The organism is Aquimarina acroporae (assembly GCF_023195925.1).
GTDB lineage: Bacteria > Bacteroidota > Bacteroidia > Flavobacteriales > Flavobacteriaceae > Aquimarina > Aquimarina acroporae.
This window is the reverse complement of the sequence record NZ_JALPRE010000003.1, coordinates 314,624-337,321: the sequence shown is the minus strand read 5'-3', so window position 1 is coordinate 337,321 and position 22,698 is coordinate 314,624. Positions and strand designations below refer to the sequence as shown.

Annotated in this window: 22 protein-coding genes; 9 read left to right on the top strand and 13 right to left on the bottom strand. The window is 34.2% G+C overall.

Going from position 1 to position 22,698, the window contains the following annotated elements:
- Positions 1-2: 2 nt before the first annotated feature.
- Both M0D21_RS06055 and M0D21_RS06050 read right to left on the bottom strand, forming a co-directional pair.
- The gene (locus M0D21_RS06055; RefSeq protein WP_248327555.1) at positions 3-881 is read right to left on the bottom strand and encodes a hypothetical protein; all 879 of its coding nucleotides are present in this window, start codon (positions 879-881) and stop codon (positions 3-5) included.
- An 83-nt stretch (positions 882-964) separates the two neighbouring features.
- Positions 965-1,675: a DUF547 domain-containing protein gene (locus M0D21_RS06050; protein WP_248327554.1), complete on the bottom strand. Its 711-nt coding sequence runs from the start codon at positions 1,673-1,675 to the stop codon at positions 965-967.
- Positions 1,676-1,991: 316 nt separating this feature from the next.
- On the opposite strand from M0D21_RS06050, the gene M0D21_RS06045 reads away from it, so the two are divergent.
- The 6 genes from M0D21_RS06045 (at position 1,992) to M0D21_RS06020 (ending at position 9,116) form a co-directional block, all read left to right on the top strand.
- Complete coding sequence (locus M0D21_RS06045) at positions 1,992-3,293, top strand: NAD(P)/FAD-dependent oxidoreductase (protein ID WP_248327553.1); 1,302 nt, start codon at positions 1,992-1,994, stop codon at positions 3,291-3,293.
- Between the two features lie 61 nt (positions 3,294-3,354).
- A complete protein-coding gene (locus M0D21_RS06040) occupies positions 3,355-4,944 on the top strand; it encodes a 4Fe-4S binding protein (RefSeq protein WP_248327552.1) in 1,590 nt (529 codons plus the stop codon).
- Positions 4,945-5,081: 137 nt separating this feature from the next.
- Positions 5,082-5,564 carry a toxin-antitoxin system YwqK family antitoxin gene (locus tag M0D21_RS06035; RefSeq protein WP_248327551.1) on the top strand — a complete coding sequence of 161 codons (483 nt, stop codon included), beginning with the start codon at positions 5,082-5,084 and terminating at the stop codon, positions 5,562-5,564.
- Positions 5,564-6,256 (top strand): glycosyltransferase family 2 protein, encoded by a 693-nt coding sequence (locus M0D21_RS06030; RefSeq protein ID WP_248327550.1) that lies wholly within the window; start codon positions 5,564-5,566, stop codon positions 6,254-6,256. The genes M0D21_RS06035 and M0D21_RS06030 overlap by 1 nt, the downstream gene beginning before the upstream one ends.
- Positions 6,256-7,728 (top strand): cellulose synthase family protein, encoded by a 1,473-nt coding sequence (locus tag M0D21_RS06025; RefSeq protein ID WP_248327549.1) that lies wholly within the window; start codon positions 6,256-6,258, stop codon positions 7,726-7,728. Before M0D21_RS06030 ends, M0D21_RS06025 begins: the two co-directional genes overlap by 1 nt.
- 47 nt (positions 7,729-7,775) lie before the next feature.
- Positions 7,776-9,116, top strand: a complete 1,341-nt coding sequence (locus tag M0D21_RS06020; RefSeq protein ID WP_248327548.1) for a mannosyltransferase — start codon at positions 7,776-7,778, stop codon at positions 9,114-9,116.
- Here the strand turns inward: M0D21_RS06020 and M0D21_RS06015 are convergent.
- Positions 9,103-9,930: a pseudouridine synthase gene (locus tag M0D21_RS06015; RefSeq protein ID WP_248327547.1), complete on the bottom strand. Its 828-nt coding sequence runs from the start codon at positions 9,928-9,930 to the stop codon at positions 9,103-9,105. The two genes, M0D21_RS06020 and M0D21_RS06015, sit on opposite strands and share 14 nt — an antisense overlap.
- Positions 9,931-9,978: 48 nt before the next feature.
- On the bottom strand, positions 9,979-10,935 hold the full coding sequence (locus M0D21_RS06010; RefSeq protein WP_248327546.1) for a carbon-nitrogen hydrolase family protein: 957 nt from the start codon (positions 10,933-10,935) through the stop codon (positions 9,979-9,981).
- A gap of 446 nt (positions 10,936-11,381) precedes the next feature.
- Between M0D21_RS06010 and M0D21_RS06005 the strand changes: the two genes are divergently transcribed.
- The gene (locus M0D21_RS06005) at positions 11,382-11,729 is read left to right on the top strand and encodes a hypothetical protein (protein WP_248327545.1); all 348 of its coding nucleotides are present in this window, start codon (positions 11,382-11,384) and stop codon (positions 11,727-11,729) included.
- 66 nt (positions 11,730-11,795) lie between these two features.
- Here the strand turns inward: M0D21_RS06005 and M0D21_RS06000 are convergent, their stop codons facing one another.
- The 3 genes from M0D21_RS06000 to M0D21_RS05990 are packed head-to-tail and all read right to left on the bottom strand — an operon-like array spanning position 11,796 to position 14,789.
- Complete coding sequence (locus M0D21_RS06000) at positions 11,796-12,704, bottom strand: geranylgeranylglycerol-phosphate geranylgeranyltransferase (RefSeq protein WP_248328223.1); 909 nt, start codon at positions 12,702-12,704, stop codon at positions 11,796-11,798.
- A gap of 17 nt (positions 12,705-12,721) precedes the next feature.
- Positions 12,722-13,657 carry a mevalonate kinase family protein gene (locus tag M0D21_RS05995; protein ID WP_248327544.1) on the bottom strand — a complete coding sequence of 312 codons (936 nt, stop codon included), beginning with the start codon at positions 13,655-13,657 and terminating at the stop codon, positions 12,722-12,724.
- A 46-nt stretch (positions 13,658-13,703) separates the two neighbouring features.
- Positions 13,704-14,789, bottom strand: a complete 1,086-nt coding sequence (locus tag M0D21_RS05990) for a diphosphomevalonate/mevalonate 3,5-bisphosphate decarboxylase family protein (protein WP_248327543.1) — start codon at positions 14,787-14,789, stop codon at positions 13,704-13,706.
- Positions 14,790-14,886: 97 nt separating this feature from the next.
- Between M0D21_RS05990 and M0D21_RS05985 the strand changes: the two genes are divergently transcribed.
- The gene (locus M0D21_RS05985; protein WP_248327542.1) at positions 14,887-15,360 is read left to right on the top strand and encodes a TspO/MBR family protein; all 474 of its coding nucleotides are present in this window, start codon (positions 14,887-14,889) and stop codon (positions 15,358-15,360) included.
- A gap of 26 nt (positions 15,361-15,386) precedes the next feature.
- On the top strand, positions 15,387-15,956 hold the full coding sequence (locus tag M0D21_RS05980; RefSeq protein WP_248327541.1) for a TetR/AcrR family transcriptional regulator: 570 nt from the start codon (positions 15,387-15,389) through the stop codon (positions 15,954-15,956).
- Between the two features lie 64 nt (positions 15,957-16,020).
- Here the strand turns inward: M0D21_RS05980 and M0D21_RS05975 are convergent, their stop codons facing one another.
- From M0D21_RS05975 to M0D21_RS05950, 6 genes are all read right to left on the bottom strand, one after another.
- On the bottom strand, positions 16,021-16,809 hold the full coding sequence (locus M0D21_RS05975) for a hypothetical protein (protein ID WP_248327540.1): 789 nt from the start codon (positions 16,807-16,809) through the stop codon (positions 16,021-16,023).
- Positions 16,810-16,884: 75 nt separating this feature from the next.
- Positions 16,885-17,439, bottom strand: a complete 555-nt coding sequence (locus tag M0D21_RS05970; RefSeq protein ID WP_248327539.1) for a DUF1697 domain-containing protein — start codon at positions 17,437-17,439, stop codon at positions 16,885-16,887.
- Positions 17,432-18,649 (bottom strand): BaiN/RdsA family NAD(P)/FAD-dependent oxidoreductase, encoded by a 1,218-nt coding sequence (locus M0D21_RS05965; RefSeq protein WP_248327538.1) that lies wholly within the window; start codon positions 18,647-18,649, stop codon positions 17,432-17,434. The genes M0D21_RS05970 and M0D21_RS05965 overlap by 8 nt, the downstream gene beginning before the upstream one ends.
- Positions 18,650-18,715: 66 nt before the next feature.
- Positions 18,716-19,411: a glycerophosphodiester phosphodiesterase gene (locus tag M0D21_RS05960; protein WP_248327537.1), complete on the bottom strand. Its 696-nt coding sequence runs from the start codon at positions 19,409-19,411 to the stop codon at positions 18,716-18,718.
- A gap of 297 nt (positions 19,412-19,708) precedes the next feature.
- Positions 19,709-20,887 (bottom strand): acyl-CoA dehydrogenase family protein, encoded by a 1,179-nt coding sequence (locus tag M0D21_RS05955; protein ID WP_248327536.1) that lies wholly within the window; start codon positions 20,885-20,887, stop codon positions 19,709-19,711.
- A 193-nt stretch (positions 20,888-21,080) separates the two neighbouring features.
- Positions 21,081-22,697 (bottom strand): hypothetical protein, encoded by a 1,617-nt coding sequence (locus M0D21_RS05950; protein WP_248327535.1) that lies wholly within the window; start codon positions 22,695-22,697, stop codon positions 21,081-21,083.
- Position 22,698 lies beyond the last annotated feature (1 nt).

Genomic DNA, 22,698 nt, shown 5'->3' with positions numbered 1-22,698 from the left:
TATTAGAATACTGCTCTTAATCCTATATTAAAAGTTTCTCCTAACCCAGTGTTTCTTCCATCAACAAAATTGGTATACAACGCTTCTATGTTTAGCTCATTTGTTAATTGGTATTTTGCACCTCCCCCAAGAGCTGTAAAACTCTGATCAAAATCATTTCCTAAATCAACTAGTTCCGAATGTTGCGCTAAAGCCAGGACAGTAAACTTCGAACTGGGGAAATAACTAAAGAACACTCCTGGCGTTAGTCTCAAACTATTATTAGCAAAACTATCTTCTTCTTTACCAAAATTTAACTCAGAATTCAACTCTGTAAATAATTGAAATTTATTTCCAGGGAAGGTATAGTCATAGAAAAATCTATTTTGCCAAATAAATCCATTCTGATCTAGGAAAACTCCATTTTCTGTTTCGTTATCTACCAAAGGAATAAAAAAGGAACTCTGGATCGAAAAATTGTTGACGTTTTTTAAAGGAACAAACTTCACCGAAGGTGCGATAGATGTAAAACCAGATCTGGCTGTGTTGCGCTCCCCATCAAACTGAAATACTTCTAAAGCTCCACGATCAGCAACTACATTAGATCTAAATTCTAGAATTACACCAAGATTCCAACGCTTGTTTTCTCCAACTCCAGTATATGCTTCTACGGTTGAAGTAAAAAAAGTTTGCCTAGGCTCAGTACCGTCAGTAAATGTGCTTTCGGTTTGCGTATATAAATTATTAAACCATTTTATATCGTATTGCCCTTTCCCGATAAGTTTAGAAGGGGTTAAGGTTTGAATTACCGATCCTCCTTGATCGTCGTCATCTTGCGCAAACCCAAAGGTGATAGCAAATAAAAGTAAAAAAGTGGTTGCAATTTTTTTAGCTGATTTCATTTTTTGTGTATTTACTATATCATTAAAACACCTATAAATCCAATTACCCTATTTTAATGATATATCGTTAATTAATGTGATTATTATTTGATTGCGTTTAATGTCCAGTCATAAGCGTAGTAAGAAATTTTAGCCTTAGCAGGTAGTTTCTCTTTTCTAAAAAGGTTTACATAGTCAATTTCAGACCCTTTTCTGGTAAAATCTTCTTTATACCATTCGAAAATTTGTGATAACTGCACTTTATTTCCTTTCACTTTGATAAACTTTGGATTATTCAAAGCTTTTACAGTTTGACGTTGTAATTGCTTATCTAAAGCTGAAGGCTTGTATGCTTCCGGAATAATTGGAGGACATCCTAATCCAGCACACACCAAAGCAAAGTGAAATCTGGCTTCTCCCGGGAAATTTTTTCTAAGAATCTTATTTTCAAGATCGTTTAAGGTAGTTGGTTTACCTGCAATAGTATAGGTAGTCTTGTCGAAAAAACCTTTAATATGTAATGGTGATTTTACCGGATATTTAGCTACTATCCCCTTAATTACAGCAAGGTTATACGCATTGATATAAAAAGATTGAAATGTTTTAGGTTGACTTTTAGACACTTTTATCTTTGATGCCATCTCTACCAATTCATCTAAAGAAGCTGGGCTTTTCTTAATCGCCTCATATTTTACACGACCATTAGAGACATATGTTTTAAAAAATGTATCTGCCTTGGCAAAAAAATCATTGGTACTTTGAGCATAGGTAAGATGACCCACCAGTAGTGTTAGTATGATTATTATCTTTTTCATAGTTATGCTGTTTTGAGAATCCAATAAACTGAACTCAATTATAATTTTGTTATGTTAAAATTTACCTCGGCAACGGGCATTCAGTCGAATCGTAAATGAGCTACTTACATGAAAAGAAAATTTTTATCATATTCTCATTTATCTACTTATAAGATAAAAAAACATGTTCGACAAAAACTCTAAATCCTTACAGAGGTGTTAATTTTTAGACTCATTCTAAATTAATTAGACCACTTAAGTTCTTATATTTATATACGACTTACTTCGGGAAGTGATCACTTCTAAGTAATAAATTGACAATCAACAACTATTTTATATGGAACACATAGTAATTATCGGAAATGGAATTTCAGGGGTTACTGCTGCAAGACATATTCGTAAGATGTCTGATAAAAGAATAACGATCGTTTCTGCAGAAACAAATTATTTCTTTTCTCGTACAGCACTAATGTATGTATATATGGGGCACATGAAGTTTGAACACACCCAACCTTACGAAAATTGGTTTTGGAAAAAAAATAAAATAGAACTTAAAAATGGGTTTGTTTCTAAAGTTAACCACGCTTCTAACGAAGTTATTTTCGAATCTGGTGAAACTCTGCCATATGACAAACTTATAATCGCAGTAGGTTCTAAACCAAATAAATTTGGTTGGCCAGGGCAAGATCTTGACGGTGTTATGGGAATGTATCATAAACAAGACCTTGAAAATCTGGAAAAGTATGCTCCAAATAATAAAGTTTGCAAACGTGCGGTAGTTGTGGGTGGCGGACTTATTGGTATAGAGCTAGCAGAAATGCTACATTCCAGAAGTATTCCAGTTACCTTTTTGGTTAGAGAAGATAGTTTTTGGAACGGTGTATTACCCGCTGGAGAAAGTGGCATGATAAACAGACATATTAAAAATCATCATATTGATCTTCGCTTAGGCGTAAACCTAAAAGAGATTATTGCCGATGAAAACGGAAAAGCTAAAGCTGTTGTCATTCAAGAAACAGGAGAAGTTATTGATTGTGACGTAGTAGGTTTAACTGCAGGAGTTTCTCCAAATATCAGTTTCCTTAAAGATTCAGGAATTGAACTTGGTCGTGGTGTAAAAGTAAATCGATTTTTAGAAACCAATATCCAAAACATATACGCTATAGGAGATTGTGCAGAACAACATGAAGGTATAGGACTTAGAAGACCTATCGAAGCCGTTTGGTATACGGGACGAATGATGGGAGAAACGGTTGCGCAAACAATTTGCGGCAATAGAATTGAATATAAACCCGGACATTGGTTTAATAGTGCAAAATTCATGGATATAGAATACCAAACCTATGGTTGGGTATTTGGGCAACCTAAAGAATACGAAGAACAATTTCATTGGATTCATGAAGATGATACCAAATGCATTACTGTTTCTTATCACAAAGACACTAAACAGTTTTTGGGCATTAATACCTTCGGAATACGAATGCGTCATGAGGTTTTTGATCGTTGGTTAAACGAACAAAAGGATGTTGATTTTGTAATGTTCAATTTGGCAGAAGCCAATTTTGATCCAGAATTCTATAACCGATACGAAACCGAAATTCTTTCGGCCTATCATAACTCCAAACTTCAAACGGCTTAACCAAAACTAAACGTAGTAACCTCATGGAGTCACACTACCTATGAGATTAAAAAATATAACAATGAGTAATAAATTAAATCATAGCATGTCCCTTGCCAGTCCAGATGCAAAGGGTATTACTACCAAACAAAAAATAGCACTAGCAATTGGTTTTGTAGGACTTATTATTTTAGGATTAGCACTTTTTAATATCGATCTTCCAAACTTAGGAGTATTCTTAACAGCATCTTTGGTACTTATATCTGTAGGTACGATTTTATATGCTAATAATGCATATTTAACCAAACTCGAAGGAATTAAAAATGATGGCGTGTGGTTCAAATCTATTTCATCTAGAGGGATAATAGGCTGGCTCACCGGAGTCGGACTAACAGCATTTTATATTGTTCTATATTTTTACCCAGAATTATTAGGAATGGGAACCAATGGAGAGTCAAATACCGGCTTAATCTCATTATTCGACCCCTTAAGTAACTTACTAAGCGGCAGACCTGCAAGCCAATGGTTCGTTTATGGAACTTTATATACAATTGCTATTCTTGCTTTTGGGTATAAGTTTATATTGAAATATCGCCATAACAGATATCAACAATTACGCACTGTATCGGTAATGTTCTTTCAGCTAGGTTTCGCCTTTTTGATTCCAGAATTTATGTATGTCATGAATTCTGATGTACCATACTACGATCTCAAAAACATGTGGCCTTTAAATTATTACAACTTCGATCAATATCGAATAGATGCCTTTATTAAAACCGAGACTATAGGACTGAGTCTATTAGCGTTAGGAATATTATCAATTTTTGTCATTTCTCCATTTCTTACATACAAATATGGAAAAAGATGGTATTGCTCATGGGTATGTGGTTGTGGAGGATTAGCCGAAACAGCAGGTGATGCATTTAGACAATTATCTAGTAAAAAAGTTAGCGCCTGGAAATTAGAAAGATGGTTGATTCACACAGTACTTGTGTTTTCTGTAGTAATGACTACAGCAGTGGTATATACTTATCTAGGGTATGACCCAAAGAAATATTGGTTAACAAAAGATGTTTTCCTAATAAGCGTTGCAGTTTTCTTAACACTTGTTTTTGTAGGAGTTCTAGCATTTAAAAGAAAAGAGTTAGGCAAAGATGCCAGATATGGTGCCATAGGTTATTTTGTAGTGATCATCGCCCTTATTGCCATGCATTTTACAGGAACTACAGATCAAGTCTTTTTAATCAAAGCTGGAACTATGAGATCTGCTTATGGACTATATATTGGGTCTATTTTTTCTGGAGTAATAGGAACCGGTTTCTATCCTATTCTTGGAAATAGGGCTTGGTGTCGATTTGGATGCCCTATGGCAGCAATTCTTGGATTCCAACAACGATTATTCTCAAAATTTAGAATTACTACCAACGGAGGACAATGTATCTCCTGCGGAAATTGTTCTACCTATTGTGAAATGGGAATCGATGTACGATCATATGCGCAAAAGGGCGAAAACATTGTTCGTTCAAGTTGTGTAGGCTGCGGAATATGTTCTGCGGTTTGTCCACGAGGAGTATTGAAACTAGAAAATGACAAATTAGACGGTAGAATAAACTCAAATGAAGTTCTACTAGGAAATGATATTGATCTTATGAACTATGTAAATAAGAAATAAGACCTTAGAATTTGGAATACTTACTTATGAAATGCCATACTTAATTTTAGGTGTGGCATTTTTTTATGATTAACTTTAAAAAAAATGTTAGTATCACTTTTGGCTTTCGTCTAATGCAGTATTATAAACCAATATTCATGAACCAGAAATTAATACTTTTCGTTTTTACCTTGATGCTTTGGGGACAAACAGCTTTCTCCCAAAAAGAATATCATTATGAGTATTACAGCGATGGCACCTTAAAGGCCGAAGGTTGGAAAGAAGGAGAAACCAAGGTCGATTTCTGGCATTTTTACTACCCTAACGGCAGAGTATCACATGAGGGACATTTCAGAAAAAATCAAAAAACCGGGTATTGGTATTACTACTCCAAAGAAAGCAAATTACTTAAAGAAGGTCATTTTGTTAATGACAAAGCCGAAAAATGGTGGATTATTTACGATATTGCGAACGGAATAACAAGAAAATACCAATATCAAAATAATAAAAAAGAAGGATATTGCCTATTGTATAAAAACAATAAACTTTTTAAAGCTGAACGTTATATTAACGATGTAAAAACAGGAGAATGGACAGATGTTTTCAGTTTTAAAAGAGATAATCCCAACGCTTCTCTATAATGCCACCAATAATTAAAGTTATCATACCTGCTTTTAACGAAGAAGATTCTATTGCACATGTTATTAATGAAATTCCAGATGTTGTATCTGAAGTCATTGTAGTGAGTAATAATTCTACAGATCAAACAGAAAGTGTTGCCAAAAATGCTGGTGCTACCGTTTTACAGGAAGAAAGAAAAGGATATGGCTATGCTTGCTTGAAAGGCATGAAATATATTGAGGAGCAAGAGATCAAACCAGAAATTATAGTTTTTTTAGATGGCGATTATAGCGATTACCCAGAAGAACTAACCAAAATAGTGAACCCGATAATAGAAGATGATGTAGATTTGGTCATCGGCTCCAGAGTAAAAGAACTTCGTGAAAAAGGTTCGATGACATTTCCTCAAATCTTCGGTAATTGGCTAGCTACAAGCCTAATGAAACTTTTTTTTAATGCAAAATTTACCGATCTTGGCCCCTTTAGAGCTATGAAGTACAACAAACTCCTATCTCTTGAAATGGTTGATAAAACCTATGGTTGGACGGTAGAAATGCAGTTAAAAGTGTTAAAGAAACGTTATAGCTATACCGAAGTTCCTGTTCGTTACAAAAAGAGAATTGGTGTCTCAAAAGTTTCAGGAACCATAAAAGGTGCTATATTTGCAGGCGTTAAGATTTTAAGTTGGATTTTTAAATATAGCTTTTCATAATGGATATTGCTATCATCATAACCTACACATTGGCCCTACTCATTATATTTATGTATAGTCTGGCCCAACTGAATCTGCTAGTGAACTATTTAAAATCTAGAAAAGAGCCCGACAACTCGCCTACTTTTGATTTTAATAACGACGAAGAGATCCCTAATGTAACTGTTCAATTACCAGTGTTTAATGAACTTTATGTAATGGATCGTTTGTTAGATAATATAGCAGAGCTCGAATACCCTAAGAACAAATTAGAAATACAAGTACTTGATGACTCTACTGATGAATCTGTACATAGCACTGCTGTACATATAGAAAAGCTTCAAAAAACGGGATTAGATATTCAACATATACGTAGAGAAGATAGAACGGGATTCAAAGCAGGAGCCTTAAAAGAAGGATTAAAAATTGCCAAAGGAGAATACATCGCCATTTTTGATGCAGATTTTCTACCAGGTAAAAAATGGTTACTACAAACCATACCTTATTTTAAGGATAAAAACATCGGAGTTGTTCAAACTCGTTGGGGGCATATTAATAGAGACTATTCAATGCTTACCAAAATACAGGCTTTTGCTTTAGATTTTCATTTTACCATGGAGCAGGTGGGTAGAAATTTTAAAGATCATTTCATCAACTTCAATGGAACCGCAGGCGTATGGAGAAAGAAATGTATCGAAGATGCTGGAAACTGGCAAGGAGATACACTTACCGAAGATCTGGATTTAAGTTACAGAGCCCAGCTTAAAAAATGGAAATTTAAATACTTAGAAGAAGTAGAAACTCCAGCAGAGTTACCTGTGGTGATAAGTGCCGCACGTTCTCAGCAATTTAGATGGAATAAAGGTGCCGCTGAGAATTTTCAAAAATTGTATTGGAAACTGCTTAGAGATAAAACTGTACCCTTTAAAACTAAGTTTCATAGTTTTTTCCATCTATTAAATAGTAGTATGTTCTTACTGGTATTACTTGTTGCAGTTCTTAGTGTACCTGTAATGTATATCAAGAACAGCAATCCTATGTTTAGTTGGTATTTTAATGTTATTGCTTTCTTTGCATTAAGTACAGTAATCTTTTTCTTTTGCTACTGGCATACATTTAAGAAAATACACGGTAAGGGCTTCTGGAATTTTATGGAATATATAAAGATGTTCTTTACATTCTTTTCTATAGCAATGGGATTCTCGGTACATAATTCTATGGCAGTATTAGAAGGTCATTTCGGAAAAAAGAGTGAATTTGTACGTACTCCAAAATTTAACGTGAAATCGCTTAAAGATTCCTGGAAAGGCAATAAGTACATCAATAAGAATATCTCAGGAAACACAATTATAGAAGCAGGATTAATGGCCTATTTTGGATTTGCATTATATAGCGCTTTTAAATTACAAGACTTCGGGTTATTCTTATTCCATATCATGCTATTCCTTGGATTTGGTTTTGTTTTTCTAAAATCTGTAACTTCTAAGTTGTAATGCTACAACAATGGAAACATAATACGTTTTCCATACTTCTTATTATCATGGGAATACTCTTTTACTGGAGTTTTGCCTATCAATTGATACGTACAGATTTTGTTAAGATGATTAGTCTTTGGACTGCGTTATTTTTTATAGCCTACAAGATCATACAACAAAATCCGAATAATTGGAAAATTCTTGCCATTACCGCTCTACTATTTCGAATAGTATTTATGTTTGCCATTCCTAATTTATCTCAGGATTTTTATCGTTTTATTTGGGATGGACGTATGTTACTCGAAGGGTTTAACCCTTATCTGTCTCTTCCCGAAGTATGGGTTGCTCAAGGCAATCCTCCTATTGCACAAGCACAGGAACTATATAGCGGCATGGGAGAACTAAATGGAAGTCACTATACCAATTACCCACCCATAAGCCAATTTTGCTATTTTATTGCTGCCCTATTTGCTAGTAAAAGTATACTGGGGTCTGCAATGGTATTTAGAATCTTGATCATCTTAGCAGACATAGGTACTTTTTACTTCGGAAGAAAATTGCTAAAGATGTGTAATCTACCACAACATCATATTTTTTGGTATATACTTAATCCATTTATCATTATAGAGCTTACCGGAAATCTTCACTTTGAAGCCGTAATGGTATTTTTTGTAATCTGGTCTTTATACCTGCTACAGAAGGGATATTGGTATTGGGCCGCAGTAGTTCTCGCCTTATCAGTTTCTACGAAACTAATACCTCTATTATTTTTACCTTTATTTTTTCAAAGATTTGTTCCTTTAGAAGGAAAGGCTACTATAAAGCGTAATTTATTATCTGGCACACCCAAATTAATTGGGTTCTATGCCATTGTAATTGCTAGTGTTGCTATTACTTTTGCCCCATTTCTTTCAAGTGAATTTATCAAAAACTTTAGTAAGACAATAAGCCTTTGGTTTCAAAATTTTGAATTTAACGCTAGTATCTTTTTCATCATACGATGGATCGGGTTTCAAATTGTTGGGTGGAACGTTATCGAAACTGCAGGCAAAATATTGCCCCTAGTAACTATTACAATTTTGATCGGCTTAACCTTCTTCAGAAAAAATAAAACTACACCTCAATTGGCAACTGCTATGCTATTAGGAATTTGTTGTTATTACTTTTTATCTACTACCGTACACCCATGGTATATTGCAGTACCTTTATCTCTTTGCGTATTTACCAAGTACAAATTTCCCGTGGCATGGTCGTTTGTAATTATTTTTAGCTATACCGCTTATATACATCCGGACTTTAAAGAAAACCTATGGATGGTAAGCCTAGAATATATTACAGTATTTACTGTTTTTATTTTGGAAATCGTAAGAAACCGAAGGCAAAAACCTCAACTTATAACATCTTGAGATTAATCACCTCTTGTTCTGTTAACTTACGCCAATGACCCCGTGGAAGATCTTTTTTGGTAAGCCCTCCAAAAATTACACGATCTAGCTTAATAACATCATATCTAAAATGTTCAAAAAGTTTGTGGATAATATTGTTTTTTGAAGATTGTAGCTGAATACCTATTTCATTTCTACCAGAGCCTTCAATATAAGAAATATCATCGGCTTGAATAAAGCCTTCTTCTAATTTTACCCCACTTTTGATTTTTTCTAAATCCTCCATTTTAAGATTACGATCCAACTCCACATGAAAAATCTTACGTACATTATTTTTATGATGGGTAAGTTTCTTCTCTAAGTCAACATCATTGGTAAAGAGCAATAAACCTGTAGTATTACGTTCGAGTCTTCCTACTGGCTTTAGTTTAACTTTGGAAGCGTTTGCCACCAACTGCATAACCGTTTTATTCTTTTCTGGACTAGTTGTAGTTACAAATCCTTTCGGCTTATTAAGTAGAATATATTCTTTCTTTTCGGGAGTGATTAACCTTCCATCAAATTTTACTTCATCGGTAAGTTTTACTTTATACCCCATTTCGGTAACTGGCTTTCCGTTTACCCACACGCTTCCTGTTTGAATATAGAGATCTGCTTCTCTTCTAGAACAAACTCCCGAGTTTGCTACAAACTTATTGAGTCGCATTTCATCAGAATTGGAATTACTTTTTGAAACTCCCCCAGTTTTCTTTATTGGTGAATTACCTTTTCTTCTGGGGTTATTCCCTTGCCTTCCTCTTCCGTTTCCTTTACCAAAATTTGCTCCTCGACTCATAGTATAAATTTTGTGCAAAGATAATTGATTACTACATAGGATTAACAACTATTCTTTATCAAAAAAAACTGTACTTTGTCGTTCTCGATTTACAGTTAATTGTGTAATATCTGGTCTAGAATAGTGCCCAACAGGATCAAAATTTTGCCTTTCTTGCAGCACTCTATTAAAATCTATAGTTTCAATTAAAAGTCCTTCTTTATGCAATACAGGCTCTAGTACCCACTCTCCGTCAGGACCGGCAATACAAGATCCTCCATTTCCCAAAACATCGGGAGCATTTTTCAAAATCTCATCCTGATGTGGAGTTGTAACTGGAATATCTTCTTTTCTCATTAAACTGGAAACAGAAATAACATAGGATCTGGACTCTCTAGCAATAAATCTGGTAATATCCTTGGTATTGTAATCACTTCCTGGCCAGACTGCAATATGTAGATTCTCTCCCTGGCCGTATAATGCTGTGCGAGGCAACGGCATCCAGTTCTCCCAACAATTCAACCCTCCAACCGTAAACGCTTTAAGCGAGTGAACTTTCAGACCATGACCATCTCCTGGTGACCATGACAACCGCTCTTCATAAGTAGGTTGCAGTTTACGATGAACAGATTTAATCTCTCCGTTTTCATTAATATACACTAAAGATGCATATAAACTATGCCCTCCTCTATCTGTTGGCCTCTCTATAATCCCCAGGTAGACCGCAATTTGCTTTTCTTTTGCGATTTTACAGATACCATCTAGGTCTCCATTTTCAATTACTACTGCGTTTTGAGCATAATGCGCATGTAGTTCTTTTTGCACCGTACTATTAAACTTTGCTCCATTAGTAAGTTCTATCCAAAAAGGATATCCTGGTAATAAAGCTTCACCAAAAACAATAAGTTCTGCATTTTGAGATCCTGCCTCCGAAATTGAATTCTCTATTTTTTTTAATGTTTCAGACTTATCCAACCATACGGGCGAAATTTGCGCAAGTGCCACTTTAAGTAATTGATTTTTCATTTAGCGTATCCTTCTATTTAAACTGTTATATATTTTAATCTTGTTTTCTAAAAAAAAATTGTTTAACATTTAGCTAACATGCAAAAAATTGAATACCAACTTTTTAACTCACCAGAAAAGCATTACGGCAAAACCCTTACTTAACATTAAACTAACATTACAAACCTGTCAAAAAACTAAAAAAATGCATTTCTACGTTCGATTGCTTGAGAATATCGTATCAAAAAAACGCTTCCTCAATAAATGTCGAGGAGTAAACATATAAAAAGTACATAGTATTCAAAGTTTAATTTACGTTAAAACATTTCCATTTTAACTTAAACGTAATTCAAAACACACATTCTAATAAAATTCGAAAGCCAAAAAAACTGCAATTCCAATATAAATTTGCCATGTAGAATTAAAACAACAAAATTTTATAAACTCAAATCTTAAAACTAAAAAAAATGAAAAAGCTATTAATTTTAGTATTCGCTATCGTTCTAGGAACTAGCCAATTGTTTGCTAACAACAACCCTACAAAGAGCCCTGAGCAGCAGCTTAGAAACCAAATTGCATTACTATTAGAAAGCCCAGAAATTGTAGTAGAGCAAGGAGAATTAAAAGCCCAAATAGAATTTACTTTAAACAGCAAAGGAGAAGTAGTCGTATTATCTGTAAACGCTGAAAGAGAAATTGTAGAGAGCTTTGTAAAATCGAGATTAAATTACAAAAAGGTGGATTCTGATATCGCTAATAAAGGGAATAGAGTGTTTCAAATTACCCTTAAGATCAGAAAGCCGAAAGACGCATAATTTGAACTAGTCATAAATTATTATTTGGCAAAAGCAGTTGTACTACTTTTACAGCTGCTTTTGTTTTTACCATAGAATTCTATCTAAAATCATATTTAAATCAATAAGAACGATACTAAAAGTACCTGCAACTATGATAAACTTGAGCATGTTATGCAACCATACATAATGGCTTTTCCCTTTTGAAAACCACAAAGCGATAAGAAAGACCGATAACAACGCTAAGCACACATAAAAGTACAAATACATAAAACCTATCTCGTAAACTGTTAATAAAAAGTATATTGGTACGCCAGCGGCCAAAATCAAAATCGTAATTATCCTCTTCGAGGTTAACTCACCATAAACCACAGGAACTGTTTTATAATTTTGTGCCATATCGCCTTTAAGATTACCTAAGTCCTTGGTCATCTCTCTCATCATTAATATCAAAAACAAAAAGGTTGCGTGAACAAAAATGACGTGATCAAAATTCTTGTAATAAATAAAAACAGCAAAAAAGGGAGTTATTGCCAATATTGAAGCAACCATGTTCCCTATGATTGGGAATTTTTTGAGCTTGTGTGAGTACAACCAAATCCCGAAAATGTATAAAGAGAAAAAAACTACCGCTCTAAAAGAGACGTAACTCGCCAATACTACCGATAAAAAATTAAGAACAAAATATCCTGTAAGCTTGGTCTGCTGACTCACCAAACGATCAAGCATTGTTTTTTGTGGCCGATTAATTAGGTCTTTTTCCTTATCGTAAAAGTTATTGATGATATACCCTCCTGCAATAACTCCTGCAGATGCCAGTACAATAACAAAAAGATTGGGATCCAGAATTACATTTCGTAGTCTAATATGAGGTGCCAATATAAATATGGAAGTAAGATACTGTGCGAGAACAATGATAAGAATATTATATCCTCTTACTACAGAAAACAAACTCAATAACTTAAGTAAAAAGAGTTTATTTTTCCTGGAGAGCAACATCACACCATTGCCTTCTAGAAGTTATATACTACCTCTAGTTTATAATCTTTAAGAGAAGCTTGTGCTTTATCGAAGTCTTGGGTAAATCCTAAAATATAGCCACCTCCACCAGAGCCACATAATTTAAGATAGTAGTCGTTGGTTTCAATTCCTTTTTTCCATAAGCTATGAAATTGCTTTGGAATCATTGGCTTAAAATTATCAAGAACCACATGAGAGAGTTCCTTGATATTAGAGAATAAAGATTTCACATCACCTGTTAAGAAATCTTCTACACAGGCATCTGTATATTTTACAAATTGATCTTTTAGCATTTTTCGAAATCCTTCCTGTTTCATATTCTCCATAAAAATACTAACCATAGGTGCCGTTTCACCAACAATTCCGCTGTCTAGTAAAAACACAGCTCCTTTTTTATTCTCTGTACTTTGAGAAGGAATGCCAGCTGGCTCAATATTATCTTTAGAATGAATTAAAATGGGAAGACTAAGGTAACTATTCAATGGATCTAGTCCTGAGCTACTTCCATGGAAGAAAGACTCCATCAATCCAAAAATTTCTTTCAGTTTTAAAAGTTTTTCACGTGTAAGGTTTTCTAAAACCGTAATCTTATCGTTGGCATATTTATCATAAACCGCCGCAACAAGAGCGCCGCTACTTCCTACTCCATACCCTTGTGGTATACTACTATCAAAGTACATACCTTCATCGATATCAGCATTAAGTTTATCAAAATCAAACTTCACCACTCCATCTTGTTGCATCTCTTCTAGGTACTTTGCAAAATCTTTAAGGTTTTCATTAGATCTAACCGCATCATTATCTGGATTTTCAGAAACTTTCAAAGCTCCTTTAAAAAAGTTATATGGAATAGAAAGTCCTTTAGAATCTTTAATGATTCCATATTCTCCAAACAAAAGTATTTTAGAATAAAATAACGGTCCCTTCATCTTTTTGATATCGTTTTTTCTAATATGTCGCCTAATTCGGATAAAGTTACAATATTTTTGCTCCCAATCCTATTTTGTCACAAATATACTGCCCGTTCTGACAATACGCAACTAACTCGCTAGTAATGAAGCTTAAAACTTCATTTTTTTCAGAATCCGGATATAAAAGATGAACATTTGCCCCTGCATCTAATGTAAAACATAGTTTAGAACCTGTTTTTTTACGGTACTCCCAAATTTTATTAATTACGGTAAGGGTATTGGGTTTCATTAATATAAAATAAGGTAACGATGTCATCATCATCGCATGTAGAGTTAGCGCTTCACTTTCTACCACTTCTATGAAAGCATTCAAATCACCAGAAATTAATATTTCTTTTAGTTTCGTAAGATTAATAGACGCTTGCTCAAATCTCTTGTTAGCAAAAGGATGACCATGCATCAGGTCATGACCTACCGTACTACTTACTTGCTTTTCTCCTTTATCGATCAACAAGATCGTATCTTGATAATTTTTAAAATTTTGATGTACTTCATAAGGAAATTGAATAGCGTAAGCATCATTGCTCTTTGGTATTTCATGATGTGTTCCCCATACTGTTATTGGTCCCTCTAGACTACGGCAAGCGCTTCCAGATCCTAATCTTGCCAAAAAAGATGTTTTAACAATACATTCTTCATCTGTAATTTCTGGGTTTATTTTTCGTTCCAATTGCATTAAACAAAAGGCCAAAGCACTCATGCCACTAGCCGAAGAAGCAATACCACTGCTATGAGGAAAAGTATTTGAAGTTTCAATTACAAAGGTATATTGTTTTAAAACAGGAAGGTATTCTTCAATTCGTGTAAAAAAACTTTTAATTTTTGGTTTGAAATCTGGTTTTGGCTTACCTTCAAACAATAATTCGAAATCAAAATCTTCTCCTGGCTCATTTCTCTTTTTATATTGCAAACTTGTTGTAGTTTTGCAAGCCTCTAAAGTAAAGCTTATAGATGGGTTCTCAGGCAACTGTATTGGTCTCTTGCCCCAATATTTTACCAGAGCAATATTACTAGGTGAAGAGCAGGTTATAGTTCCTGCTTCTGGTAGTTTTGATATATTGGCCAAAACAAACTGAGAATAATCATTCATATGCAAAAAATTTAGGCAAAGATAAGTGCTGTAAGATATTTAAAGACAATCTTACTAAAAATAAATTGTTATTTTAGTACTGCACTAACTCATTTTAATGAAAAAAAGGTTAACACGCATTGGTATTGCCGTACTTGTATGTCTGGTTATAGGATTTTTAAGTAGTATTGCTACACAATCTTCTATAGACACTTGGTATATTACGTTGAAAAAGCCTTCTTTTACACCTCCAAATTGGATTTTTGCTCCGGTTTGGACTTTACTCTATACCATGATGGGTATTGCAGCAGGAATTGTATGGAGTAAGGGCTTTTATCATAAATGGGTAAAAGTTGCGTTATATCATTTTGGGTTTCAATTGTTACTCAACGCTGCGTGGTCCATTTTTTTCTTTGGATTACAAAACCCGTTAATCGCATTATTGGATATTATTGCCCTTTTTATCCTATTGTTATTTACGATTAAATGGTTTAAAGTAGTAAATGCTACTGCCGCTTACCTACTTATCCCTTATATTGCTTGGGTAGCCTTTGCAACTGCCCTTAATTTTGGTATATGGCAATTAAATTGAACAATGAATAAGGAATAAGATTTTTTATGAGTAAAAAAGCAATAGTCTTACAGACTACTCTAGAATTAATAACAAAACAGGGCATCAATGCTACATCGCTATCTCAAATAATAAAAGAATCGGGAGTGGCAAATGGCACTGTATATCATCATTTTAAAAACAAAGAAGAAATTATCACCGAATTATATCTAATGCTTACTCAGGATTTTGGAACTGTTGTCATGAGGAACATTCCCGAAGATGATCTGAAAAAGCAATTCACTGTCATGTGGCTTAATTTATTCTATTATTTTGTAAACAATCCTCTTGCATTTATTTTTTCAGAACAAATAGCTCGTTCTCCAGAAATTCCTCAAAGCCTTAAAGATAAGGCTCGACAATATTATCAGGAAATTGAAGAATATTTCAAAAAAGGTATTAAACAAAAAATCTTCAAGGCCTATAATACTCTCGTTATGGAAGAGCTATTTTTTGGAAACGTAGTTTCGTTAGTTAAAATCCATGAGAACGAACAAGTAAAACTACAGGAAAAACATATTAACCAAGCTATTGAAATTTCTTGGAGAGGTTTCTTAAAAGACTCCACAATTATATAGAACAATAAAAAACTCCGATCAATATATGATCGGAGTTTTTTTTAGCTTTTACACTATGCTTTAACTAGTTAAAAACAATATTTACACAAGAATCTTTATAGAGATCTTTTAATACAAACTCTATCGCTTTTTTTGCATTTTCAGCTTTTCCAAGCTGATCTCCTTTGAAGGTTAACTTGCCAGTATCTCTACTCCAGTAAAACTCATTATTATCAGACTTAATAATTCTTTTACCCTCTTTGGAAGTAACCTGAAAAGCATCAAACTCCTGGCTGTATTCTAGTCCCGATGGGAAATATACTTCGGTAACAAACTTAGTTGAACCTTTTCCATACATATAACATACGCAATCCCCTATATCTTTGGCTTCTGATACTCTAACCATATTATTCTGCACAATTTTCCAACCTCCATTCACTCTAATAGCTACCAAATCCATGAGCATGGTTCCTTTTTCTGCTAGTCGTTTATCAATAAAAGACTCAAAAACAACAACTGCCGATATGGTCCCTGCCCTCTCTTTTTGACTTTGAAAAACTACCTTATCTAAGGTAAGCTTAAACTTATAATTATTATCACCAATAATATCATCGAGCTGATTTGAGATATCTTTCTTTTCGTAATTTTTCCTTACCAATGCTCCAGATAAATTCACATAAACCGTATTACCAACATATTTTTCATCAAACAGTCGTAGTACATCCTCTTTTTGGGTTCCCTGGGTTAATGCATTCATTTTATTAATATAATCAACCAGTAGTTTCTTTATAGGCTCATTAGTAGTATTTGCCCAACTACGGTCAGTAGAGACGCTTAATAAAATAAGAACCATAACAAGCGTAATTTTTTTCATAGTTAACGAGGTATTAGTTACACCCCTTTAAGTTACGAAATTTCATGAAGAATAGCTAGTTATTCTCTTTGTAATTCAATCCAAATCAGACATTTCCAGTAGCTTAAGCACTGTTTTTAAATTTCGAGTAGTTGCCTTAGTTTTTAATTTTCTTTCGAAGAAATTATTATTCAATTTAGTTTTTCCGTAGCCATTAGCCGCATAAAAATAAACCACCTTATCAGTGATTGCGAATTTTTCATCTCCAAAAGAAGCATTTTCTAATTCCTTAACACTAACGACATCAGGAGCAGACTCTAATAAGGTAAAATACATTTTTTTATCTTCTATAGCTCCTTTTTCGAGCTTTTGTTTGAAAGGATTTTGACTATAAATCAATTCCAAGGTGTCGGGTTTAAGTATTAGGACTGGGACATCGAATCCAAATTTTTCTGCAATCCCTTGGTGAATAGTTACTGAAATATCGTTGAGTTCAGTTTTATTGCTCTCAAACAAAACATTTCCACTCTGTATATAAGTAACTACCGAGGAAAATCCTAGTTCTAAAAACAGCTCTTTTAAATCGGCCATTTTTATCTTCTTTTGACCACTTACGTTAATCCCTCTAAGTAAAGCTATGTATCTATTCATCTTCTGAAGTTATCGCCTGAGCAGCTATAAAACCACCAGTCCAAGCATTTTGAAAATTAAAACCTCCTGTTATTGCATCAATGTTCAGCACCTCTCCAGCAAAGTACAAATTCTTATGCCTTTTACTCTCGAAGGTTTTAAAATTTAATTCTTTAAGATTAATTCCTCCCGCAGTTACAAATTCTTCCTTAAACGTACTTTTCCCTTCTACTTTATACACTCCTTGAGTAAGTTCTTTGGCAAATTTATGCAATTGCTCTTTCCTCAAATCTGCCCACCGAATATTACTTGCTATACCAGAAGCCGAAACCAGACTTTGCCATAACCTCTTAGGCAATTCAAATTGAGCATATTTCGTAATGGTTTGTTTAGGTATTTCGTTTTTTAAAGACTTCAACTCTTCAATGATCTCATGTTGCGAATACTGGTGAAGCCAATTCACTATAATTTCGAATGAATATTGAAACGCGTTTAGCTCTATAGCTCCCCAAGCTGAAAGTTTTAAAATTGCCGGACCGCTCATTCCCCAATGTGTTATTAACAAAGAACCTTCGCTTGATAATTTTGAGTTTTTTACTTTAACAGAAGCGTTCGTTACGACACCCATTAAACTTTTAATTCTCTCATCTTTAATATTGAATGTAAACAATGAAGGAACTGGAGGTACAGTAGTATGCCCAAGGTGTTCTAGAAGTTTCCAGATTTTAGGATTACTACCAGTCGCGATTAATAATTTTTTTGCTTTATACTCACCTTGGTTAGAATTGATTATCCAGGAATCTCCCTGAGCATCTATTTTTTTAACTGCATGATTGGTTAATACATCGATATGCAATCTTTTAGCTTCTGACAAGAAACAATTGATAATCGTTTCTGAAGAGTCTGATACAGGAAAAATTCTTCCGTCTTCTTCTATTTTTAAAGCCACCCCGCGTTTCTCGAACCACTCCATTGTATCTCCAGTCATGAAGGTATGGAAAGGCCCTTTAAGCTCTTTTTCACCACGCGGATAATTCTTACTCAATTCATTTGGAATAAACTCTGCATGAGTTACATTGCAACGCCCCCCACCAGAAACACGAACTTTAGATAACACTTCCTTTCCTCTTTCAAGAATAGCTACTTTAAGTCCACCATCATTTTCGGCCACATTAAGAGCTGTAAAAAAACCTGCTGCTCCACCTCCAACTACTATAACATCATAATTCATGTATTCTATTTTCTAATTGTCTGATCGTATCTACTATAAAAACTCAATAGTCAGTTTAGTTACAAACTAATCTGTCTTTGCAAAATTCGGAAAATCGGTAATGATTCCATCAACTTTCCATAATTTAAATTGCTTCATTAAAGATTTATCATTTACGGTCCAAACAAATACTTTGAACCCTTTGGATCTAGCCAAATCAACTTCACTTTTAAGTAGTGAACTTGCTGGAGGATGCACAGAATATGCATCTAATAAGATTGCTGTTTTCAGTACTGCTGTTATATTATCTTCGGTTAAAACTCCAATTTTATACTGTGAAGTATTTTCTCTGAACTGTATCAACTGTTCATGATCAAAGCTGGATACAATAAACTGTTCGTGATCCCACTTGGCGGTGGCAACATATTTCTGGATCAATGACAAGGTTGGTAAAGCTGTATTTTTTCCTTTCAGCTCTATATTTAAGGAACAACAAGCATCAATACTTATAAGCACCTCTTCTAATGTAGGTACTAAGAACCCTTCTTTAGTACTCAATTTTCTTAGTTCTTCCAGGGTAAAGTCTTCGACCGCTCCACTCCCATTAGTAGTTCTATCCAAAGTATTATCATGAATTACAATCAATTCACCAGACTTACAACAGTGCACATCTATCTCTATACCATCAACTTCAAATTCTAATGCTTTTCTTATTGATTCTATGGTGTTTTCAGCCACCAAACCGGCAGCTCCACGATGACCAAATATTTTTACTGATTCCAAAATTCAATTTTTTATTTATGGAAAAAATAAAAAAAATACTCAGTTCCGAAAAATGAAACTGGCTTAACTTAATATTGCAATGTAGATGATAGTTAAGGTTTATGAAACAGACTAGAGAGGTCTTAAAGACATATCAATCTATGGGAATATACCACCTTTATATCTAAGCAAGGGTAGGACTAGGCATTGGACATAAAGGTGATTTCATCACCACGATAATTGGCAACTTGCTGATTTTTTGCAATTCCCTAAATTCTCCTATACCCCGGTATAGGAGAATTTTAAATGTTTAACACTTTATTTAAAAGCAGGAAAACCAGTAATATCCATTCCTGTGATCAACAAATGAATATCATGTGTTCCCTCATATGTGATTACGCTTTCAAGGTTCATCATATGTCTCATGATGCTATATTCACCTGTAATACCCATTCCTCCAAGTACCTGTCTTGCTTCTCGGGCTATTTTTATTGCCATTTCTACATTATTACGCTTTGCCATAGAAATTTGAGCCGAAGTTGCTTTTCCTTCATTTCTCAATACTCCTAACCTCCAAGCCATTAATTGCGCCTTAGTAATTTCAGTAATCATTTCGGCCAATTTTTTTTGCTGTAGTTGTGTCGCAGCAATGGGCTTATCGAACTGTATACGCTCTTTAGCATATCGCAATGCTGTATCATAACAGTCCATAGCTGCTCCAATTGCACCCCAGGCGATACCATATCGTGCAGAATCTAAACATCCTAGCGGAGCTCCTAAACCACTTTTTCCTCGTAATAAGTTCTCTTTTGGCACTTTTACATTATCGAATATTAATTCTCCAGTTGCTGATGCACGCAATGACCATTTATTATGTGTTTCTGGAGTTGAAAAGCCTTCCATACCTCGTTCTACCACAAGACCATGGATTCTTCCTTCTTCATCTTTTGCCCAAACGACAGCAATATCGGCAAAAGGTGCATTCGATATCCAAAGTTTCGCTCCATTAAGCAAATAATGATCTCCTTTATCTTTAAAATTTGTAGTCATTCCTCCCGGGTTCGAACCGTGATCTGGTTCTGTAAGGCCAAAACACCCCATAAATTCTCCTGAAGCTAATTTAGGAAGGTATTTTTTGCGTTGTTCCTCATTTCCATATTTCCAGATAGGATACATCACTAATGAAGACTGTACAGAAGAAGTAGAACGTACTCCAGAGTCACCTCTTTCTATTTCCTGCATGATTAAACCATAACTTATTTGGTCTAGACCAGCTCCTCCATATTCTTCCGGAATATAAGGTCCAAACGCTCCAATTTCTGCCAAACCTTTAATAATCTGATTTGGGAACTCTGCTCGTTGTGCATATTCTTCAATAATAGGAGATACCTCGCGTTTTACCCAACTTCGGGCTGCATCGCGTACTAATTTATGCTCATCTGATAATAATTCATCAATCTGATAGTAATCGGGAGCTTCAAAAAGGTCTGGCTTCATATACTTCGAAATTATTTTTTAAGATATCTTCAAAAATAGTGAGATTCATTAAAAATTACTCAACAAAAAGCAAGGATTATTTCTTTTTACTCCAAAAAATGTCATTTATATTGATAAACAGTAAAACCAAAACAAATTTGACTTCTATCTACATCCATTAGACTGTAACGCTTGCAAAAAAAACATTTGCAAATTATAAGTAATGGATATACTCAGTCTTTTCATCCCAAATAGGATCAAAATCATCTTGAAACAAAACTGATTCTTTAACCGCATCCAAACCATCGATTATTTCTCCATTTAATTTCAAGCGCTGTAACCAATAAATAACTCTGTCTTCTCTAGACGTCAAGTTCTCTAAACCCACATCTTGTTTAATTGCTTCGGGCATTTTAAAATCTGGCAATTTGTATTCTGTATTGGGAAGTAAATTCCAGAAAAGCCCTACGGTAGTATTAGTTCCTGAAAAAGATTCAACTACTTGATAAAAACTAAAATCTCCCAATATTGAGAAGTTCTCATTATGCATAATGGTTACTCCATAAGGATAATCATAAGAAAAATCATCTTTTACAGGGATTTTTTTATTGGTAAAATAAGATTCTAAATAAAAATCATAAGGCTCTACATCTCTATAATTCGCTAATTTTCCTCCAACTCTTGGAAAAAGACTACTAGGAAAGGTAACCTTCGCGTTTGGTGTGCTTCTATCTGTTGTTTGTGTAAGGTTTATAATAGCTTTCTTTTCCAAGATATTATTATCAGAAACCTCTCCGAGTATAAATTCTGTTTTTGTGTTTTCACCTAATTCAGGAATTTTAACTTCTACATCTCCAATAAGAAAATTCGAAGTTAAATCAACTGTTACATAATCATTTTCTTTTATGTTTTCCTGGTAATAATATTTAGAACTACCATCTTGCGGATTAAAATAGTGAATATATAATTCTGATTCGTTCAACTCTTGCGAGAACCGCACATATTTACTCTGTTGAGTTGTACCACTAGAAAAACTAGCAGACGTATAAAAATTGAAAGGAGCATCTCCAGACGAAGTGATCAAATATTCCCCTGATTCCTCTCCATTTAACAATGTCACCTGGAACCTTTTGGATTCTCTAGGCAAACTTTCTTCAGAAAACCCCTCAATAGTAAAAACGTCATATTTATCTAAAGGAATTACCTGACCAGAATATCTGGCGCTACTCTCACTTACAGTTTTATGACTGCTAAAAACAGTCATATAGTACCTTGACTCATTATAACCTTCTGGTCTTTCTACAATAAAAGAGTCGTCATCTATCAATTCTTTGTAGAATAACACTTCACCACTTTCACCGGATACCAATACAGAATACTTAGAAACTCGATCTTCAGATAAAGACGAAGAAAATACCCTGTTAGCTTTCCCTTGTAAATTTATCTCCAAAAGGTTATTATTTATTTTGAACGTTTTTGACAATGATTTAATCTCATCATTTTGATCGACACCTTCAATAGTTACAGTTTGATCACCATTGTCTAAAGTCCTAGTATTGACCTCAACTTCATACCGGTTTTCGTCTTTTGTGATATCAGAATAGCTTATATCCCCTATTTTAAAACTTAAATTTTCCAATCCTGTTGCTGTCCATTCAAAAATAATTGTATTCCAAAAAACTCTGTTTTCTAATTCTGTAATTAAACTTAATTCGGCATTAACCACGGGATCCGGGTTGTCAGTCTGATTCGTTTCTGGTGGAGTACTATCATCACTTCCACAAGAGGCAATCATTAAAAGGTAACATAACAATAAAGCAATTTTTTTCATC

Bases quoted from the DNA above. Each gene is read 5' to 3' on its own strand.
- M0D21_RS05985 (WP_248327542.1), top strand. From the start codon at position 14,887: ATGAAAAAAAGGTTAACACGCATTGGTATTGCCGTACTTGTATGTCTG.
- M0D21_RS05990 (WP_248327543.1), bottom strand. From the start codon at position 14,789: ATGAATGATTATTCTCAGTTTGTTTTGGCCAATATATCAAAACTACCA.
- M0D21_RS05955 (WP_248327536.1), bottom strand. From the start codon at position 20,887: ATGAAGCCAGACCTTTTTGAAGCTCCCGATTACTATCAGATTGATGAA.
- M0D21_RS06015 (WP_248327547.1), bottom strand. From the start codon at position 9,930: ATGAGTCGAGGAGCAAATTTTGGTAAAGGAAACGGAAGAGGAAGGCAA.
- M0D21_RS06035 (WP_248327551.1), top strand. From the start codon at position 5,082: ATGAACCAGAAATTAATACTTTTCGTTTTTACCTTGATGCTTTGGGGA.
- M0D21_RS06050 (WP_248327554.1), bottom strand. From the start codon at position 1,675: ATGAAAAAGATAATAATCATACTAACACTACTGGTGGGTCATCTTACC.
- M0D21_RS05950 (WP_248327535.1), bottom strand. From the start codon at position 22,697: ATGAAAAAAATTGCTTTATTGTTATGTTACCTTTTAATGATTGCCTCT.
- M0D21_RS06055 (WP_248327555.1), bottom strand. From the start codon at position 881: ATGAAATCAGCTAAAAAAATTGCAACCACTTTTTTACTTTTATTTGCT.
- M0D21_RS06005 (WP_248327545.1), top strand. From the start codon at position 11,382: ATGAAAAAGCTATTAATTTTAGTATTCGCTATCGTTCTAGGAACTAGC.
- M0D21_RS06020 (WP_248327548.1), top strand. From the start codon at position 7,776: ATGGGAATACTCTTTTACTGGAGTTTTGCCTATCAATTGATACGTACA.
- M0D21_RS05970 (WP_248327539.1), bottom strand. From the start codon at position 17,439: ATGAATAGATACATAGCTTTACTTAGAGGGATTAACGTAAGTGGTCAA.
- M0D21_RS05975 (WP_248327540.1), bottom strand. From the start codon at position 16,809: ATGAAAAAAATTACGCTTGTTATGGTTCTTATTTTATTAAGCGTCTCT.
- M0D21_RS06040 (WP_248327552.1), top strand. From the start codon at position 3,355: ATGAGTAATAAATTAAATCATAGCATGTCCCTTGCCAGTCCAGATGCA.
- M0D21_RS05995 (WP_248327544.1), bottom strand. From the start codon at position 13,657: ATGAAGGGACCGTTATTTTATTCTAAAATACTTTTGTTTGGAGAATAT.
- M0D21_RS05980 (WP_248327541.1), top strand. From the start codon at position 15,387: ATGAGTAAAAAAGCAATAGTCTTACAGACTACTCTAGAATTAATAACA.
- M0D21_RS06030 (WP_248327550.1), top strand. From the start codon at position 5,564: ATGCCACCAATAATTAAAGTTATCATACCTGCTTTTAACGAAGAAGAT.
- M0D21_RS06025 (WP_248327549.1), top strand. From the start codon at position 6,256: ATGGATATTGCTATCATCATAACCTACACATTGGCCCTACTCATTATA.
- M0D21_RS05965 (WP_248327538.1), bottom strand. From the start codon at position 18,649: ATGAATTATGATGTTATAGTAGTTGGAGGTGGAGCAGCAGGTTTTTTT.
- M0D21_RS06010 (WP_248327546.1), bottom strand. From the start codon at position 10,935: ATGAAAAATCAATTACTTAAAGTGGCACTTGCGCAAATTTCGCCCGTA.
- M0D21_RS06045 (WP_248327553.1), top strand. From the start codon at position 1,992: ATGGAACACATAGTAATTATCGGAAATGGAATTTCAGGGGTTACTGCT.